21 protein-coding genes and 1 pseudogene are annotated in these 16,352 nt (G+C 59.7%); 10 read left to right on the top strand and 12 right to left on the bottom strand.

Annotated features, from left to right (window positions below; translation table 11 throughout):
* Positions 1-122: 122 nt before the first annotated feature.
* Both K1X80_RS28550 and K1X80_RS14240 read right to left on the bottom strand, forming a co-directional pair.
* Positions 123-287 (bottom strand): annotated as a pseudogene (locus K1X80_RS28550) (IS3 family transposase); the annotation flags it as partial.
* A 235-nt stretch (positions 288-522) separates the two neighbouring features.
* Complete coding sequence (locus K1X80_RS14240) at positions 523-1,083, bottom strand: chalcone isomerase family protein (protein WP_120733112.1); 561 nt, start codon at positions 1,081-1,083, stop codon at positions 523-525.
* A gap of 168 nt (positions 1,084-1,251) precedes the next feature.
* On the opposite strand from K1X80_RS14240, the gene K1X80_RS14235 reads away from it, so the two are divergent.
* From K1X80_RS14235 to K1X80_RS14225, 3 genes are read left to right on the top strand one after another with little or no spacing between them, the layout of a single operon-like run.
* A complete protein-coding gene (locus K1X80_RS14235; protein WP_220172225.1) occupies positions 1,252-1,716 on the top strand; it encodes a thiol-disulfide oxidoreductase DCC family protein in 465 nt (154 codons plus the stop codon).
* 10 nt (positions 1,717-1,726) lie between these two features.
* Positions 1,727-2,437, top strand: coding sequence for an SDR family NAD(P)-dependent oxidoreductase (locus K1X80_RS14230; RefSeq protein ID WP_220172224.1), 711 nt, complete (start codon positions 1,727-1,729; stop codon positions 2,435-2,437).
* Between the two features lie 14 nt (positions 2,438-2,451).
* Complete coding sequence (locus tag K1X80_RS14225; RefSeq protein ID WP_115128216.1) at positions 2,452-2,757, top strand: DUF6482 family protein; 306 nt, start codon at positions 2,452-2,454, stop codon at positions 2,755-2,757.
* On the opposite strand, the gene K1X80_RS14220 is transcribed toward K1X80_RS14225, so the two are convergent.
* Both K1X80_RS14220 and K1X80_RS14215 read right to left on the bottom strand, forming a co-directional pair.
* Positions 2,752-3,369, bottom strand: coding sequence for a dTMP kinase (locus tag K1X80_RS14220; RefSeq protein ID WP_115128215.1), 618 nt, complete (start codon positions 3,367-3,369; stop codon positions 2,752-2,754). The two genes, K1X80_RS14225 and K1X80_RS14220, sit on opposite strands and share 6 nt — an antisense overlap.
* The gene (locus tag K1X80_RS14215) at positions 3,366-3,695 is read right to left on the bottom strand and encodes a lysozyme inhibitor LprI family protein (protein ID WP_057438473.1); all 330 of its coding nucleotides are present in this window, start codon (positions 3,693-3,695) and stop codon (positions 3,366-3,368) included. The genes K1X80_RS14220 and K1X80_RS14215 overlap by 4 nt, the downstream gene beginning before the upstream one ends.
* Before the next feature lie 112 nt (positions 3,696-3,807).
* Between K1X80_RS14215 and K1X80_RS14210 the strand changes: the two genes are divergently transcribed.
* Entirely contained in the window at positions 3,808-4,461 is a 654-nt protein-coding gene (locus K1X80_RS14210) for a TetR/AcrR family transcriptional regulator (RefSeq protein WP_216312124.1), read from the top strand.
* Between the two features lie 10 nt (positions 4,462-4,471).
* On the opposite strand, the gene K1X80_RS14205 is transcribed toward K1X80_RS14210, so the two are convergent.
* The 3 genes from K1X80_RS14205 to K1X80_RS14195 are packed head-to-tail and all read right to left on the bottom strand — an operon-like array spanning position 4,472 to position 6,336.
* Positions 4,472-4,939: an Atu1372/SO_1960 family protein gene (locus K1X80_RS14205; protein WP_057438472.1), complete on the bottom strand. Its 468-nt coding sequence runs from the start codon at positions 4,937-4,939 to the stop codon at positions 4,472-4,474.
* 24 nt (positions 4,940-4,963) lie between these two features.
* Positions 4,964-5,866 carry a glycine betaine ABC transporter substrate-binding protein gene (locus tag K1X80_RS14200; RefSeq protein ID WP_253207574.1) on the bottom strand — a complete coding sequence of 301 codons (903 nt, stop codon included), beginning with the start codon at positions 5,864-5,866 and terminating at the stop codon, positions 4,964-4,966.
* Positions 5,866-6,336 carry a VOC family protein gene (locus tag K1X80_RS14195; protein WP_128593866.1) on the bottom strand — a complete coding sequence of 157 codons (471 nt, stop codon included), beginning with the start codon at positions 6,334-6,336 and terminating at the stop codon, positions 5,866-5,868. The genes K1X80_RS14200 and K1X80_RS14195 overlap by 1 nt, the downstream gene beginning before the upstream one ends.
* Before the next feature lie 142 nt (positions 6,337-6,478).
* Between K1X80_RS14195 and K1X80_RS14190 the strand changes: the two genes are divergently transcribed.
* Together K1X80_RS14190 and K1X80_RS14185 are read left to right on the top strand one after the other, a co-directional pair.
* Positions 6,479-6,859: a RidA family protein gene (locus tag K1X80_RS14190; RefSeq protein ID WP_057438469.1), complete on the top strand. Its 381-nt coding sequence runs from the start codon at positions 6,479-6,481 to the stop codon at positions 6,857-6,859.
* A 94-nt stretch (positions 6,860-6,953) separates the two neighbouring features.
* On the top strand, positions 6,954-8,957 hold the full coding sequence (locus K1X80_RS14185; RefSeq protein WP_128593867.1) for a U32 family peptidase: 2,004 nt from the start codon (positions 6,954-6,956) through the stop codon (positions 8,955-8,957).
* A gap of 34 nt (positions 8,958-8,991) precedes the next feature.
* Here the strand turns inward: K1X80_RS14185 and K1X80_RS14180 are convergent, their stop codons facing one another.
* Entirely contained in the window at positions 8,992-9,906 is a 915-nt protein-coding gene (locus K1X80_RS14180; protein WP_057959662.1) for a DMT family transporter, read from the bottom strand.
* Between the two features lie 131 nt (positions 9,907-10,037).
* Between K1X80_RS14180 and K1X80_RS14175 the strand changes: the two genes are divergently transcribed.
* A complete protein-coding gene (locus K1X80_RS14175; protein ID WP_220172223.1) occupies positions 10,038-10,481 on the top strand; it encodes an Lrp/AsnC family transcriptional regulator in 444 nt (147 codons plus the stop codon).
* Between the two features lie 71 nt (positions 10,482-10,552).
* Here the strand turns inward: K1X80_RS14175 and K1X80_RS28195 are convergent, their stop codons facing one another.
* The 3 genes from K1X80_RS28195 to K1X80_RS14165 form a co-directional block, all read right to left on the bottom strand.
* Positions 10,553-10,684 (bottom strand): hypothetical protein, encoded by a 132-nt coding sequence (locus K1X80_RS28195; RefSeq protein WP_258571511.1) that lies wholly within the window; start codon positions 10,682-10,684, stop codon positions 10,553-10,555.
* Positions 10,685-10,688: 4 nt separating this feature from the next.
* The gene (locus tag K1X80_RS14170; protein WP_081044249.1) at positions 10,689-10,916 is read right to left on the bottom strand and encodes a hypothetical protein; all 228 of its coding nucleotides are present in this window, start codon (positions 10,914-10,916) and stop codon (positions 10,689-10,691) included.
* An 85-nt stretch (positions 10,917-11,001) separates the two neighbouring features.
* Complete coding sequence (locus K1X80_RS14165; protein WP_057438464.1) at positions 11,002-11,547, bottom strand: hypothetical protein; 546 nt, start codon at positions 11,545-11,547, stop codon at positions 11,002-11,004.
* A 375-nt stretch (positions 11,548-11,922) separates the two neighbouring features.
* Here K1X80_RS14165 and K1X80_RS14160 point away from each other — a divergent pair, with 375 nt between their 5' ends.
* The 3 genes from K1X80_RS14160 (at position 11,923) to K1X80_RS14150 (ending at position 15,338) form a co-directional block, all read left to right on the top strand.
* Entirely contained in the window at positions 11,923-13,332 is a 1,410-nt protein-coding gene (locus K1X80_RS14160) for a circularly permuted type 2 ATP-grasp protein (RefSeq protein ID WP_057959664.1), read from the top strand.
* A 2-nt stretch (positions 13,333-13,334) separates the two neighbouring features.
* A complete protein-coding gene (locus K1X80_RS14155; protein WP_029299950.1) occupies positions 13,335-14,285 on the top strand; it encodes an alpha-E domain-containing protein in 951 nt (316 codons plus the stop codon).
* A 621-nt stretch (positions 14,286-14,906) separates the two neighbouring features.
* The gene (locus K1X80_RS14150; RefSeq protein ID WP_120733094.1) at positions 14,907-15,338 is read left to right on the top strand and encodes a nuclear transport factor 2 family protein; all 432 of its coding nucleotides are present in this window, start codon (positions 14,907-14,909) and stop codon (positions 15,336-15,338) included.
* Positions 15,339-15,341: 3 nt separating this feature from the next.
* On the opposite strand, the gene K1X80_RS14145 is transcribed toward K1X80_RS14150, so the two are convergent.
* Positions 15,342-16,277, bottom strand: coding sequence for an alpha/beta fold hydrolase (locus K1X80_RS14145; protein WP_115128209.1), 936 nt, complete (start codon positions 16,275-16,277; stop codon positions 15,342-15,344).
* Positions 16,278-16,352: the final 75 nt, after the last annotated feature.

The following is a 16,352-nucleotide window of genomic DNA, read 5'->3' as shown; positions in this document are numbered from 1 at the left end:
CGCCAATATGCACCGCCGTCAATTGAGAAAAACCATTGTTGCACTGGGTGCTGCTCGCACTGGAGACTGAGCCTCCAAACTGTTCAATGGTTGAATCGCCCCGGATTCTCTAATAGTGCGAGGCGACTACAGTCTTCACCGACCTCGCGCAGATCGTCATGGATTTTGCGATAGCCATAAACGCCGCCGCTCTCCAGCCACGAATGCTTGATCAAACCCGGCAATCGCTGGTCGTCTTTAGCGCGTGCCGATTGCAGCTCAGACAATCAGACGTAATACCCACTGGGTTTACCCAGGCAAAGAGGCTATGCGTCGACACGCGGAGACGAGCCGCTCAATCAGCGACAGGCAGCTTCTTTCGGTCACTTGATTGACAGCTTGCATTTTGAATTCTTCGGGGTAACGCGGGGTTGCTTATGGATCTCCTAATTGGCCTCAGTTTGAGACAACGAGGTGTCTACAAAACCCGAGGCGATTCACCCACCGGTTCGACAAACCCGGCTTATCCAATTGTGCAATTCCTCAACGCCCCCCGGGTTTGGATCCACCCAGCAACTGGGCCCGCAGTTCCGGGTTGCGTGTTCGGGGGTCAAGCCAGATGGCAAAAAAGGCTTTGGCGAAAGCTTCATCCCTCACCACGCGCCTTAGGTTGTCGCCGAAGTAAAACCGTACGCCCTCTCCAGGAACATAAACGCCCGTGATGCGGTCGCCTGCGCGCACATTGACGAACGCGTGCTGCATTTCCCGCTCCCAGCGGCCCATCAGCTCTGAGTTCAGGCCGTAGGGTGACAAGCGACGGATTTCCTTGATGCTGGCCTCGACTAGATCGTCGCGGCTAATAGCGCGGCTGTAGGTGAGTTCAAGCGCAAAAGGTGCATCTGCAACCAGCGGCTCACCGGCGATCAGGCGTGGGCTCCAGAACTGCGCGCTGTAGACCGAGAAACCGAATACTCGCATATCCCCGCTGCCCAACAGATGGGCATTGGGGATCGCCTCACGCCAATCGGCAAATATGTCCGCGCTCTGGAGCATAAGAGCAATACAGATAAGGTGGCGGACCAAGCTATCGTTGCGCGTAGCCATGCAAATACCTCGATAAGACTCTTGGATACCTATGCGCTCGCCACGCGTCAATTGCGGGTGCGTAGCCGGATGGCATTGGCCCGTGGTTAACACGCATAAGCATTGCGCACATTGTCAGGTGGTTATTTTAGGCCTATCTTAGATAAAACCTATACAAGGTATAGTGCAATGTACAACAAAAATCCTTGGCCACTGACGCTGTACTTTGACGGTAACTGTCCATTGTGCGCGCGCGAAATCAAGATCCTGCGCCGACACGCCACAGAGGGCCGACTGCTATTTATTGACTTAAACAGCGCTGAATTTGACGCCAAGGCCCTTGGCTTTACGTTCGAGCACATGCAGTCCGTACTTCACGCCCGTTTCGCCGACGGCCGCTGGGTTGAAGGCTTGGACGCCACCCTATGGAGCTGGCGTGCCGCCGGCCTGGGATTCTGGGCCAGCCCCCTGACCTGGCGTGCACTTCGACCGCTGCTGGCGTTCGGTTATCGGCTGTTCTGCCGCTTGCGCCCCCATTTGGCGTGGTTGCCTCACCCGGATGGGGGACGTCGATGTGTCGATAACTGTTACGCAGTGCCGGAATCACAACACGCACCCGACGCGTCGGACACCTTGAAAACGAGGCAGCCTTAGAGCGCTACTCATGAACAGCCCCTTAGAAATGAACTCACTTGGCGACGGCTATCGCGCCTTAGTGATAGGCGCCAGTGGAGCCCTTGGCACGGCGTTTTGTCAGTTGCTCAAAGAAGATCCACGCTGCTCGGTTGTTCGCGAACTGACGCGTCATAGTCTTCCGGGGTTGGATCTGGAAGAGCCCGAGAGTATCGCCAAAGCCGCCGCCGAATTAGCTGAAGAAGCCCCGTACCAGTTAATCCTGCATGCTGCGGGCCTGCTCCATCGCAAAGAAATCAAGCCGGAAAAGAGTTACTCCGCCATTGAGGCGGATGCGTTTCAGGCAGTGTTCCAGGTCAACGCCCTGGGACCAGCGCTTGTTTTGCGTCATTTTTTGCCATTGCTCGACCCTCGTGGCGCGATGGCGGTGCTTTCGGCCAAGGTTGGCAGCATCGGCGATAACCGTTTGGGCGGCTGGTATGCGTATCGCGCCTCCAAGGCCGCGTTGAACATGTTGATTAAAACCGCGGCGATCGAACTGGCGCGAACCCGCCCGCAAACCCGCTTGCTGAGCCTGCATCCAGGCACCGTTATTTCAGGCCTTTCACAGCCCTTCCGTGGAGCCTCGGCAGCCAGGCCGGCACACATTGCTGCCCGCGAGTTGTTATCGCTGATTGACCGTCTGACTGCTGGCGACAGCGGCAATTTTTTTGCTTATAACGGCGAGCGCCTACCCTGGTAGGCAAGGAGTAAACCTTGAATTTGCAAGCACTGACCGAACGGGCCGCGAAGGGCGAAATACGCGAACTGGAGTTGCTGTCACTCGAAGGTGGTTTTTATCTGGCACGAATCCGCCTGGATCACGGCCAGTTCACCCTGCTTGATGATGCGGCCAAGCCGATGCGCCTGCGGTCGACCACCCACCTGCGCGACTTGCTGCAGACCGTGCCGGCATTTCCTTGCGTGCTGGTGCAGCAATGCGCGCACGACGAAATGTGCGGCCGGGATTCAGGGCCTGTCGAGGAGCTGCGTATCCCGTTTTCGCTCACCACGCCATTATGAGCAGGCAAGCACGCGATAAATCTCAGAAACAACCTGCAATGTTGCCTCTTCAAGCGTTCCCTCGTTGCGGCATAAAACCCAGCCTTGATCTGCAACCGCTCGCTCGAACGCCTGGGTACAGGCAACATGTTCTTCCAGCGTATGCATCACAGTACTGCTCAGCCCGCGCCGTCGTGCTGCGGCCCTCGCCCATGAAATTTCAGGGGCGGTGACAATCCCGACGTGCAGGTCTGGCACCTGCACGTTGCGATCAATGTTCAACTGGAGAATGTCTGCAAACGGGACTATGCGCCGAAACGCGGCATCAGACGGGTACCAGCGATCAATCAACACAATGCTGCCCGGAGGTTGTTTAGTCAGCACCTGTCGGGAAATCCATGCACGGCTATCCGCGAGGCGTTCACACACCTGCAACTCCAGATCCCGGCAGGGATTTCTCACCAGCTTGTTAACGAGGGTCATTGTTTCCCGTCTAAAGGGATCGCTTTTTTTCTCGCAAAGTCGGATTACCGTTTTGGCGTCTGCCCTCAGTACTTTTGTAACGGCTTCCAACAGTGTGGTTTTGCCGGTGCCCTTGGGCCCATCCAGAGAAACAAACAGCGGAGGATTCATTGTTGCAGTTCAACCAACCGCTGGTTGTAACTGTCACGAATGCAGGCCTGTTTGTCGTCAGCCTTCCAGCAGTCGTTGCGCCCCTTGATCCAGCCACGTTGCTCGGCCTTGAGCATCTTGGCCTGGCTGCCGGCCTTTTTCAGCGCCGTGTTGTAGGTGCTCGCCATCTGGCGATCCAGGGCGGAAAGCGCTTCGCTGCCGCAAATCAGCGTCTCCACGGAACTGGCCATGTTTGCGCTGCACTTGAACGAAGGTCCGGTCTGGGCGTGTGCGCTGATGGCGAAAATGGCCACTGGCAACAGCGCCGCGCGGATGAATGAATGCATAGGAGTCTTCCTGTAAAGGTGTCGATGGCCACATCGATGCGGGCCCACGTTGACCGCTGCAACGCGTATGATTCTGTCACGCTTTCTAGATGTGGCACTGCATAGGTCAACAATGGCAAAAATCAGCGTTAGCAACAAGGCGACCACGCCAGGCCGAAAAAATCTCACGGCAGCCGATCGTCAGCAGCAGATGGTCGAACGGGCGATCACCCTCTTCGCCCAGAAAGGCTTTGCGCTGACCACCCGCGAGCTGGCCGAGGGGCTGCAGGTTACCCAGCCCCTGCTCTACCGCTACTTTCCCAGTAAGCAATTACTCATCGAACAGGTGTACCAGCAGGTATTCATGAACCGCTGGGACCCTGAGCTGGAGCAGCAGCTCAAGGACCGCACGCGTCCTTTAAGGGGACGGCTGATTGATTACTTTATCGGTTATACCCGCACCATCCTGAGCAATGAATGGGTGCGGATATTCCTGTACGCCGGCCTGCAGGACCCGGAGTTGAACCAGCGCTATCTCAAACAATTACACGAGACGGTGTTCCTGACGATCATCGAAGAGCTGCGTCATCAGAAGCAACTGACCGCCCCGCTGGATAAACACGCGCTGAGTCTTGAGATCGAAGTGCTGTGGGGCTTCCACAGCAGCTTCTTTTACCTGGGGGTGCGCAAGTGGGTGTATCAGATGCCCGTCCCTGAGAACCTGACCGAACTGATTACCCTGCGGGTCAATGCCTTCCTCGATGGCGCCCTGCATAACGAGGCGTAGTGAAGGCCGTTTACGGGGCGTCGATTTCCGCAAAGAGATACACCAGGCAAAAGCCATCCATGGGGATGACCGGGTTGGTCCAGATCATGCGCGAATGCCGGGCCTGTTCGGCGAAGACTTCGACCAGCACGTCAGACGCGCCATCCAGGGCTTTGGGGTGCTCATGGAAATCCTCCGCCACATTCAGTACGCCTTCCAGCCGATAGACCTGGCGGATACGGCTCAAATCCCCCACCGCATCCTTGAGCTGGGCAATTGCATTCAATGCCGCCAGGCGACAGGCCGCATACCCTTGCTCCAGGTTCAGGTCGCGGCCCAGGCGCCCACGGTACAGCAGCCGGCCATCAATCCAGGGGAATTGCCCGGAGGTCATCAAGGTATTGCCAACAATGCTCCAGGGCACGTAGTTACCCAGGGCCGGGGCGGGAACAGGCAAGGTGATGCCGGCGGCCTGCAGACGCGATTCAGGGGTGGTCATGATCGGTTCCTGTTTTGATTGTGTTCAGGCCAATGGCGCCAGCCAGGAGGCAAGAGTCTGCGGGTTGTTCAGTAGCCAGCCCTCAGCCGCCTGGTCCGCACTTTTACCCTGGCGATTGAGGGCGTAATCCAACTCGGCAACAATCGCATTGCTCAGACGGATGTTATCGAGCACCTGCAATTGCGCCTCGCTGAACCGCCCCAGGCGATCAACCCGCGCCAACAGCACCGCACGGTCGACACTGCCCAGCAGCCCCTTGGGATCCTTGAGATCACGGATACGATGGCGGAAATGCAGGAACTGCGGATGCCAAAGTGGCACCACGCCCCATCTGCCCTCCTCGACCAGCGCCTCGAACGCCGCCACGCATTGTTCCTGGGTGCCGGTGCGGAACTGGTAGCCCGCCGCCGCAAGGCCGTAGTCCTCCATCATCCGCAGCGAAAACCGGGTAATCCCGGCGCCCGGGCCAATCCCCTGGATCAGCGTGTGCATACGGGCGATAACCTCCGGCTTGCGCAGGTCATCCACGGAGTCCACCTGCGACACCGACACATAGTCGGGCACACCCCACAACGCATACGGGGTGTAATGCAGGCCCAATTCGCGGGTGGCGACCACCTCTTCCACCCGGGCTTTGTACATCCCATGGCTGGACGGGATCCATGCGGAGGCAATCATGTCGATGCTGCCAGCACGCAACTGCTCGAAATTGGCCTCGTGCAGCGCATACGAACGCTCCACCCCAAAGCCCATGCGCTGCAATACCGAAGCAACCACCGCTGCTGTCGCACGATGAAAGGACAGATCAGTCACACCGAGTCGTACCATGGTTGGGCTCCTCTCAGGGTTATTGCCACGGGCCAGCAGCGGCGCCAGTAACGCTGCGCTGCCCAGGGCTTGAATCACACGTCGACGTTTGAAGTCCATCAGCGACCTTCCGCAGACGGGCCAATGGCAAGGCTCGCCATGGCCTCGCCGACAATCCGGGTTCCTGGCACATAGTCAAAGATCATTTCGATGGTGATGCCGTTGGGGTCTTCAAGAAACAGCTGGTGCTCGCCAATCTGCGGAGTCACCCGTTCGCGAAAGGCGATGCCCAGGGATTGCAGGCGGTTCTGCACGGTTTCCAGCCCTTCACAACGCAGCGAGACATGGTCAAGGGCGCCCGACCCGTAGCCGCCCGGCTTCTCGCCCAGATAGGCCTGCAGATCCTTGTCACCGCCCACGATACTGGCGATGTGCAAGAGCGGACGGCCGCCGGCGTACATCCAGCAGCCAGGGAAACGAAAATCCGGGCGCGGCCCAGGTGACAGGCCAACCACTTGTTCAAAAAACTCGGCGGTCTTGCCCCATTGTTCGGTGCGAATGGTGAAATGGTCGAGCGCTAGGACTCCCATGTTCTCTCCTGACAGTGCGGATTAGAGACGGTACAGCTGCATATTTTATCATTCGATAATTTATTTCAAGGGATAATTTATCGACCGATAACTAGTGCGTAGCGTTTACTATCCACGCTGTTCCATTCACCTAGGGCTCCCCATGAGCAACCACGACCTCAGCTTCACCCCCGACCTCGACCCGGATTCGATTTCCTCCGACGTCATCGGCTTCAACGGCATCCTGGTCTCCACACAAATCCCGGTACGCGCCGATGGCAGCCTGGAATTGGGCGATGTCACTGCGCAAAGCGAATGCACCCTGCAAGCCCTCAAAGTCGCCCTCGAACGCGCCGGCAGCAGCATGGACCGGGTCATGCACTTGACCATCTACCTCACTGACATGGCCGACCGCGCCGCATTCAACGAGGTGTACAAGCGCTTCTTCGCCAAACCCTGGCCGGTACGCGCGGCGGTTGGCGTGGCGTCGTTGGCGGTCGAAGGCATGCGGGTTGAAGTCACGGCGATGGCCGCCAAGGGCTGAGCCCGGCGCGTCATTGGGCATCCAGCGGGTGCCCGCCAGGCGATTCACGGCTACAATGCGCGCCTCAACCGTGACAAGCCTGACTAAAAAAACTATGTCCTTGCCCAAGCATCATCTGGAATTGCTCAGCCCTGCCCGCGATGTCGCCATCGCGCGCGAGGCCATCCTGCACGGCGCCGACGCCGTGTACATCGGCGGCCCAAGCTTCGGTGCGCGCCACAACGCCTGCAACGACGTGAGCGAGATCGCCCAACTGGTGGAATTCGCCCGTCGTTACCACGCCCGGGTGTTCACCACCATCAACACCATCCTGCACGACGACGAACTGGAGCCGGCCCGCAAGCTGATCCACCAGTTGTACGATGCCGGCGTTGATGCGCTGATCGTCCAGGACCTGGGGGTGATGGAGCTGGATATCCCGCCCATCGAGCTGCATGCCAGCACCCAGACCGACATCCGCACCTTGAACCGGGCCAAGTTCCTCGACCAGGCCGGGTTCTCCCAGTTGGTGCTGGCCCGCGAGCTGAACCTCCAGGAAATCCGCGCGATTGCCGATGAAACCGATGCCGCCATCGAGTTCTTCATCCATGGCGCGTTGTGCGTAGCGTTCTCCGGGCAATGCAATATTTCCCACGCGCAAAATGGCCGCAGCGCCAACCGTGGCGACTGCTCCCAAGCCTGCCGCCTGCCCTACACCCTCAAGGATGACCAGGGCCGCGTCGTGGCCTTTGAAAAGCACCTGCTGTCGATGAAAGACAACAACCAGAGCGCCAACCTGCGCGCTTTGGTAGACGCCGGCGTGCGCTCGTTCAAGATCGAGGGCCGCTACAAAGACATGGGTTATGTGAAGAACATCACCGCCTATTACCGCCAGCGCCTGGACGAGATCCTCGAAGACCGCCCGGACCTGGCTCGCGCTTCCAGCGGGCGTACCGCGCATTTCTTCCTGCCAGACCCGGAAAAAACCTTCCACCGTGGCAGCACCGACTACTTCGTCAGTGACCGCAAGATTGATATCGGCGCCTTCGACACCCCAACCTTTACCGGCCTGCCGGTAGGTGTCGTGGAAAAAGCCGGCAAGCGCGACTTGCAGGTGATCACCCATGAGCCGCTGTCCAACGGCGATGGCCTCAACGTGCTGATCAAGCGTGAAGTCGTGGGTTTTCGCGCCAATATCGCCGAGCCTAAAGGTGAGTTCGAAGAAGACGGCGAAAAGCGCTACCGCTACCGTGTCGAGCCCAACGAAATGCCGGCGGGCCTGCATCAACTACGACCGAATCACCCGCTCAACCGCAACCTCGACCATAACTGGCAGCAAGCGTTGCTCAAGACCTCCGCCGAGCGGCGGGTTGGCGTGTCGTGGCAGGCCACCCTGCGCGAAGACCAATTGCAACTGACCGCCACCAGTGAAGAAGGCGTGAGTGTCTGCACCACCCTGCCCGGCCCGTTCGGCGTGGCCAACAAGCCGGAACAGGCGCTGGACACCTTGCGCGACCTGCTTGGCCAACTGGGCACCACCCAGTATCACGCCACCGCAATCGAGCTGGACGCCCCCCAGGCGTTTTTCATTCCCAACTCGCAACTCAAGGCCCTGCGCCGCGACTTAATCGAAGCGCTGACGGTTGCGCGTGTCGAGGCCCACCCCCGTGGTGGTCGCAAGGCCGAAACCACACCGCCGCCGGTGTACCCGGAGTCGCACCTGTCGTTCCTGGCCAACGTCTACAACCAGAAGGCCCGCGACTTCTACCATCGCCATGGCGTGAAGTTGATCGATGCGGCCTACGAGGCCCACGAAGAAACCGGTGAAGTGCCGGTGATGATCACCAAGCACTGCCTGCGTTTCTCCTTCAACCTGTGCCCCAAGCAGGCCAAGGGCGTGACCGGCGTACGCACCAAGGTCGCACCGATGCAGTTGATTCACGGCGACGAAGTACTGACCCTGAAATTCGACTGCAAACCGTGCGAAATGCATGTGGTGGGCAAGATCAAGGGGCATATCCTCGATCTGCCGCTGCCGGGCAGTGGTGTGCAACAGCAAGTCGTGGGGCATATCAGCCCGGCGGACTTGCTCAAGACCATTCCCCGCGCACCACACTGAGTCCCCCTCTGTAGGAGCTGGCTTTGGCTGGCTCCTACAAGGGGCGCTTAGCATGAGAGGGCGAAACATCCGACTTCCAGCGCCACCACCATCCCCGCTGCAACCCCGCCGCAGCCAGCAGAATCGCCGCAACACCCAGCCATTGCGTCCAACCCAGACGATGCCCATAGGCCATCCAATCAACCAGGATCGCCGCAATCGGGTAGATGAACGACAACGCCCCAGTCAATGCCGTCGGCAGTTTTTGGATCGCGCCATACAGCAGCACATACATCAGACCGGTGTGCACCATACCCAGTGTCAACAGCGCCGCCCAGGCATCAACCGGTGCTGAAAGGCTGTGCCATGAAACCAGTGGCACCAACAGCACCGCACCGGTACTCACTTGAATCAGCGCCAGCAGATGGGGCGGCACAGCCTTCAGGCGCTTGATAATCAGTGCAGCGATGGCATACAAAAGAGCCGCGCCCAGCGCCTGAGCCACGCCCCACAGGTATTGATCACCGCTGCCCTGCTGCTCGCCATGGGCGGTGACGATAGCCAGCATGCCCATGAATGACACGCTCAGCCACGCCAGCTTCTGTACGGTGATTTTCTCGCCAAGCAACAGCGCCGCGAGAATCACCAGCATAAATGGCTGAACGTTATAGACCGCCGTGCTGATGGCAATCGACGCTTTTGAATAGGACGCAAACAGCAACAGCCAGTTACCCACGATGGCCACGCCGCTCAACATGGCCCAGCCGAGTGTCGAATAACTCAACCAGGCACTGCGCAGATACCCCAGGTGCCAGCACACCAGCAACAAGGTCAAGGCGCCAATGACGCAACGCCAGAACACCACCTCAATGACCGGCACCCCAGACACCAGCACAAACCAGCCGATCGTGCCGGAGATCAGCATGGCGCCAACCATTTCCCATGAGCCGCGACGTATGGATTTGTCCATGATTAAGCTCCTCGAATGAGGCTAAATTATGGCAATCTGCGTCGATCAGGCTCCAGCGCCTGAGAAAGGCCAATGGCGGTGTTTGCCTATTCTTATTAGGCAAAAATTCAGGTTTACCTAAGGAGCCCAGGATGATTGACGTTATCGACCAGCAACTGCTCGCTGCCTTGATGGACGACTCGCGTTGCTCGCTCAAGACCTTGGCCGGCATAACCGGCCTGTCCTCGCCCAGTGTCGGCGAGCGCTTGCGCCGCCTGGAAGAGCGCGGGGTGATGAAGGGCTATACCGTGGAGGTCGACCCCAAACATTTTGGCTACTTGCTGCAAGCCATCGTGCGCATCCGCCCCCTGCCCGGCCAATTGCAGGAGGTTGAACGACAGATCCAGGCGATCCCGGAATTTACCGAGTGTGACAAGGTGACCGGCGACGACTGCTTTATCGCGCGGCTGCACGTGCGCACCATGGATCAGTTGGACACCTTGCTTGACCGCCTCAACGGCTATGCCGAAACCAACACCGCCATCGTCAAGAAAACCCCGGTCAAGCGCCGGCTGCCGCCGTTGGCAGGTGGGTGATACCAGAGTTGATGCACGCTCCTCTCGCTTTGGATCACATAACAAGCTGGCTAACTGATGCGGCGCTGACGCTAGGCATCAGCACTGCCTTCGTCAGCCACCTCTTCCTCCTCGATCAGCGGCACTTGCGCATCATCCATCAACGATCCGGGGTCTTCATTGCCCGGATCATTGATCGGTTCCTCTTCGGCTGGAATATGCATGGCCTTAGCCGCCCGGGGTATCAATGTCAGCGTCGGTCTGCGGCTTGGGCTCGCGCTCTGGCTTGAAGTCCGGGCTGTACTCATTGTCCCTGGCCACCTTGTCGGTAGCGGGTTGCGGGTCCTTGGGGGCGGCGGCTGCGGTGCCGGGAGCGGGCACTTGGCGAGTCTCGTCATCGATGGCCGGATCGTTCCTGCCGCTGACGTGTGGGTCTGGGCTGTGACGGGTGCTCATGGGAACCTCTTTATCCGATGGTGTAAGGTTAAGGTGCCGCACTGGTGGATGAAGTTCAGTCCGGATGACCTGTACTGATCAATGGTCACGCCCCCGGATTGTCCACCTGGATATAGAACGCAAACGCCGCCAGCAGTATCCAGAACACCATGAACAGCCACGGCGTGCGCACCGAAAACAGCAAGGACTTGCGATAACCCTTGTGTGACGACTCGGTCTCGCAGAACAGCGGTGACTCATCGTAGGCCATGCCCATCACCGGCTCGCTGCGCAACAACTCGCTTTGCTTGAAGTGCCAGTGATCAATGATGTCGTAGGCTGCGCGGATGCCCGGCCAGGCATTGAGCGAGCTGAACACCCCGAGCATCGACAACAGCAGCGGAACCACCAGGGTAAACAGCTTGCCCCACTCCGGGTTGAGGTTGCCCATGCACGACACAAAGGCAATCACCAAAAACGACTGCGCCGTCAGGTAGGCATCGGTGCGGTTGGCGAGGATGGTGGTTTCGTACTGGATTTCCCGGCGATAGAAGTCCAGTCGGTCCTTGGGCGAACCGAAAATCTTGGCGTTGTGTTCGGTGTGGTCAGTCAGCGCCGATTCCGGGCTGTGCGGGGAGATGATTCTGGGCACAATCGTTGATCCTCAAAGTGCTTAATCTCCTTAGAAGAACCGCCCATGGCCGAAGTTCAGGTCAATCGCCTGCACCGTTATAGGGCGCAGACTGCGCATATCACGCACTGCACTTGCGCAGGCTGCTCCAGTAACGGGCTGATACACCGTGTAATCCCCATAAACGCGGTTCCGGCACAGCCATTGCTTTACTCCTGTAACCCCCTGCCTGCCCAGGTGAACACAGGAGCAACTGTTACCCCCCGACTCAGAGCCGACTCCAAAAGAAAGTAAGGACCCGGTCCGTTGGCGCCAAAAGCCACGGGCTCATAACAATGCGTTTTCTAAAGCGGCAGTGCCTGCAGCCTTTCACCCGGCACTGACAAGGTAATTGGAATGGCTCGATCTTTCTTTGATGAGATGAATGACGCAAACGGCGTATGCCGTGCGCACTACCAGGATTTTTCCCGCTGGCTGGCCAACACCCCGCCGGAACTGCTGGCCCAGCGCCGCCGTGAGGCCGACCTGCTGTTCCACCGCGCCGGCATCACCTTCACCCTGTACGGTGACGAGCAGGACACCGAGCGCCTGATCCCCTTCGATATCATCCCGCGCAGCATCCCCGCCAGTGAATGGAGCGTGATCGAACGCGGCTGTATCCAGCGGGTCAATGCGTTGAACATGTTCCTCGCCGATATCTACCACGACCAGCGCATTATCAAGGCCGGGATCATTCCCGCCGACCAGGTGCTGGGCAATGAAGGCTATCAGAAGGCCATGGTCGGCCTGGACCTGCACCGCAATATCTACTCCCATATCTCCGGTGTCGACCTGGTGCGCGATGGCGATGGCACCTACTACGTCCTCGAAGACAACCTGCGCACCCCCAGCGGCGTGAGCTACATGCTCGAAGACCGCAAGATGATGATGCGCCTGTTCCCGGAAGTGTTTGCCAAGCAGCGCATCGCGCCGGTGGATCACTACCCCAACCTGCTGCTCAAGACCCTGAAAAGCGCCAGCCGCCTGGACAACCCCAATGTCGTAGTACTGACCCCGGGGCGCTTTAACAGCGCGTTCTTCGAACATGCGTTCCTGGCCCGGGAAATGGGGGTGGAGCTGGTCGAAGGTGCCGACCTGTTCGTGCACGACCTCAAGGTGTTCATGCGCACCACCGACGGCCCGAAAGCCGTGGATGTGATCTACCGGCGCATCGACGATGCCTTCCTCGACCCCCAGGCCTTCAACCCCGAATCCATGCTCGGCGTGCCTGGCCTGGTGGCCGCCTACTGCGCCGGCAATGTGGTACTGGCCAATGCCATCGGCACCGGGGTGGCCGACGACAAATCCATCTACCCCTATGTGCCGGAGATGATTCGCTTCTATCTGGATGAAGAACCGGTGTTGCAAAACGTGCCGACGTTCCAGTGCCGCAAGCCTGAAGAACTGTCCCATGTACTGGCGCACCTGCCCGAGCTGGTGGTCAAGGAAACCCAGGGCTCCGGCGGCTACGGCATGCTGGTGGGCCCAGCCGCCTCGGCGGCCGAGATCGAGGACTTCCGCCAACGCATCAAGGCCCGGCCCCATGCCTATATCGCCCAGCCAACCTTGAGCCTGTCGACCTGCCCGACCTTTGTCGAAAACGGCATCGCGCCACGGCATATCGACCTGCGTCCGTTTGTGCTGTCGGGCAAGGAAACCCGCCTGGTGCCAGGCGGCCTGACCCGGGTGGCATTGCGTGAAGGCTCATTGATCGTCAACTCGTCGCAAGGCGGCGGAACCAAGGACACCTGGGTGGTGGAGGGCTGAGTATGCTGAGTAGAACCGCCGCAGATCTGTATTGGATGTCGCGCTACCTGGAACGCGCGGAAAACCTGGCGCGCATGCTGGAGGTCAGCTACTCGCTGTCGCTGATGCCCCAGGCCGGGCGCAGTGATGGCCTGGACGAACTGGCGATGTCGCTGCTCAGCAGTGGCACCCTCGACAGCTACCTGGAGCGCCATCAACAACTGGACGCCGAGCGCATGTTGCACTTCTTCGCCCTCGACGAAGAAAACCCGGCCAGTATCTACAACTGCCTGCGCGCCGCCCGGGGCAATGCCCATGCGGTACGTGGGCGGATCACCGCCGACATGTGGGAAAACCTCAACGCCACCTGGCTGGAAATGCGCAGCATCGCCGCCGGCGGCCTGGCGCGCCATGGCATCAGCCACTTCTGTGACTGGGTCAAGCAACGCTCGCACCTGTTCCGGGGGGCCACGTCCGGCACCATCATGCGCAACGATGCCTATCGGTTTATCCGCCTGGGTACCTTTGTCGAGCGCGCCGACAACACCCTGCGCCTGCTGGATGCACGCTACGAGATGTTTGGCGAAGAGTCCGAAGAAGTCAGCGACCTGTCCGCCCGCGGCTACTACCAGTGGAGCGCCCTGCTGCGAGCCTTGTCGTCGTTCGAGGCCTACACCGAGCTGTACCCCAATGCGCTGAATGCGCGTTCGGTGTCGGAACTGCTGCTGTTGCGCAGCGACGTACCGCGCTCGTTGCATGCCTGTATCGAGGAGTTGAGCCATATCCTCGCCGACCTGCCGGGCAGTTACGGCCGTACGGCCCAGCGCTTGGCGGCCGAGTTTGAGGCGCGGCTGCGTTACACCGGTATTGATGAGATTCTCGAAGAAGGCTTGCACAGCCGGCTGACCGAATTTATCGACACCGTGCGCGAACTGGCGCGGGCGATCCACAGTTCCTACCTGGAGGTGGTTTGACCCCCCATATCCCGCTGTAGAGGTGGGCCCGTTATAGCCATAGGTATCTATTTTTTTAGTGTTTCTTGGGTTTGTGTACATATCCGTTGCTGCGGTTACGGCGGCTATTGGTTCCGCCCTTACGGCGGCTCACTTTTGTAGAGCGCAAAAGTAAGCAAAACACTCTTGCCCCACCACTCGGTGCCTCGCTTAGGCTCGGCATGCCCGCAGTCAGGCATTGCTCCGTGGGCCCGCCGCGATCGGCCATCCATGGCCGTGTCGCGGCTACCCCGGCATCCATGCCGGGGTGCCCAATGCGCAATACCTGCCTGCGGCCATCGTGGTTTAACGGGGCGCCTAAGATCAAGATCAAAAGCCAGATCAAAAGCAGAGCAACAGCAACAGCAATCCCAAAGCGCGAAACTGCATTCCCTGTGGGAGCTGGCTTGCCTGCGATGGCGGTGTATCAGTCGATAAATGTATTGGCCGGTACACCGCCATCGCAGCGATGCGGCGACCCGACAATCCCGCTCCCACAGGTGTGGTGTTTGCTCCAGACATATAACTGTCAGTTTGGATCATTGATCCCACCTCGCGGCGGCTCTTATGGTTGTTCGACACTCATAAGAACAGGTACAAACCATGTCCGACGCTCTGCAATTATCCACCCCGGCCGCCCATACCCTGAAACGCTGGCACACCATGCTGGCCACTGCCGATCTCAAAGCCCTGCCCGAACTGCTGGCGCCGGAGGCGGTGTTTCGCTCGCCCATGGCGCATACGCCCTACCCCGGCGCGCCCGTGGTGTCGATGATCCTCAACACCGTGTTTACCGTGTTTGAAGACTTCCAGTACCACCGCGAACTGGCCAGCGCCGACGGGCACAGTGTGGTGCTGGAGTTCAGCGCGCGGGTGGGCGACAAGCAGCTCAAGGGTATCGACCTGATCCGCTTCAACGAACAGGGGCAGATCATCGAGTTTGAAGTGATGGTCCGCCCCCTGAGCGGGCTACAGGCTCTCGGTGAAGAAATGGGCCGGCGCCTGGCGCCGTTCCTGGCCAAGGCCAAGGGTTGATACTCAACGCCCGAGGAATTCCAGCAACCGGGCGTTGACCTGCGCCCCTTGCTCCACCTGGATCCAGTGCCCGCAGTTGGCCAGTACCTGCTGTTCCAACTGCGGTACCACCTCAGGCATGCGCTTGAGCGTATGCGCCTCGAATACCCCCACCGGATCGCGGTCGCCGATCAGGAACAGCGTCGGTTGTAACACCTGCCGCCCGGCCAGGAACTCGGTGCGCTGCCAGTTGCGCTCGAAGTTGCGGTACCAGTTCAACGGCCCGCGAAAACCCTGGGCGAAGGTTTGCACATAGATCTCCAGGTCGTGCTGGCTGCACCAGGCCGGCAAGGCGCCCGGCAGCGCGACACCCTCGAGCAAGGTCGCCGTGGCCGGCTTTTGCTGCAGGAATACATCCTGGTCCTGCATAAACAGGCGCAAGGTGCGTTCGATGTCCGCTTCCAGCTCCTGTTCGGCCACGCCGGGCTCCTGGAAGTACAGGATGTAGTTGAACCGCTCGGCGTACAGCTCGCGCATGATCTCGATCACCGGCCTGCGGGAGCGACCGGCAAAGGGCACCGACATTGTGACCAGGGCGCGGATGCGCTGCGGTTCCAGCAAGGCCAGGTGCCAGGCCACCACGGCGCCCCAGTCATGACCGACCATCGCCACCCGACGATGCCCGAACAGGTCCATGGCGCCCTGGATATCTGCGCACAGGGTCAGCAGGTCGTAGTCAGCAATGTCTGCAGGGGCACTGCTTGGCCCGTAGCCGCGCATCTGCGGGACGAACACCCGATAGCCGGCTGCCGCCAGCGCCGGTATCTGCAGTCGCCAGGAGTGCCAACACTCGGGAAAGCCATGGAGCAACCACACCGGCGGGCCGTTCTCGGGGCCGGCGATATGCAGGCTCAATTGAATACCGTTGACCTGGATCGTCTGTTGCTCGATAGCACTCATCACGCGGCTCCATCAGGGGACTGCTGCAGACTGCCCCAGCAGCACGGCCTGCGCCAGCATCATTGATCGGGCAAA

Source organism: Pseudomonas sp. So3.2b (assembly GCF_019464415.1).
GTDB lineage: Bacteria > Pseudomonadota > Gammaproteobacteria > Pseudomonadales > Pseudomonadaceae > Aquipseudomonas > Aquipseudomonas shahriarae.
The sequence above is the reverse complement of the archived record's forward strand: the minus strand, read 5'-3'. Positions and strand labels throughout refer to the sequence as shown.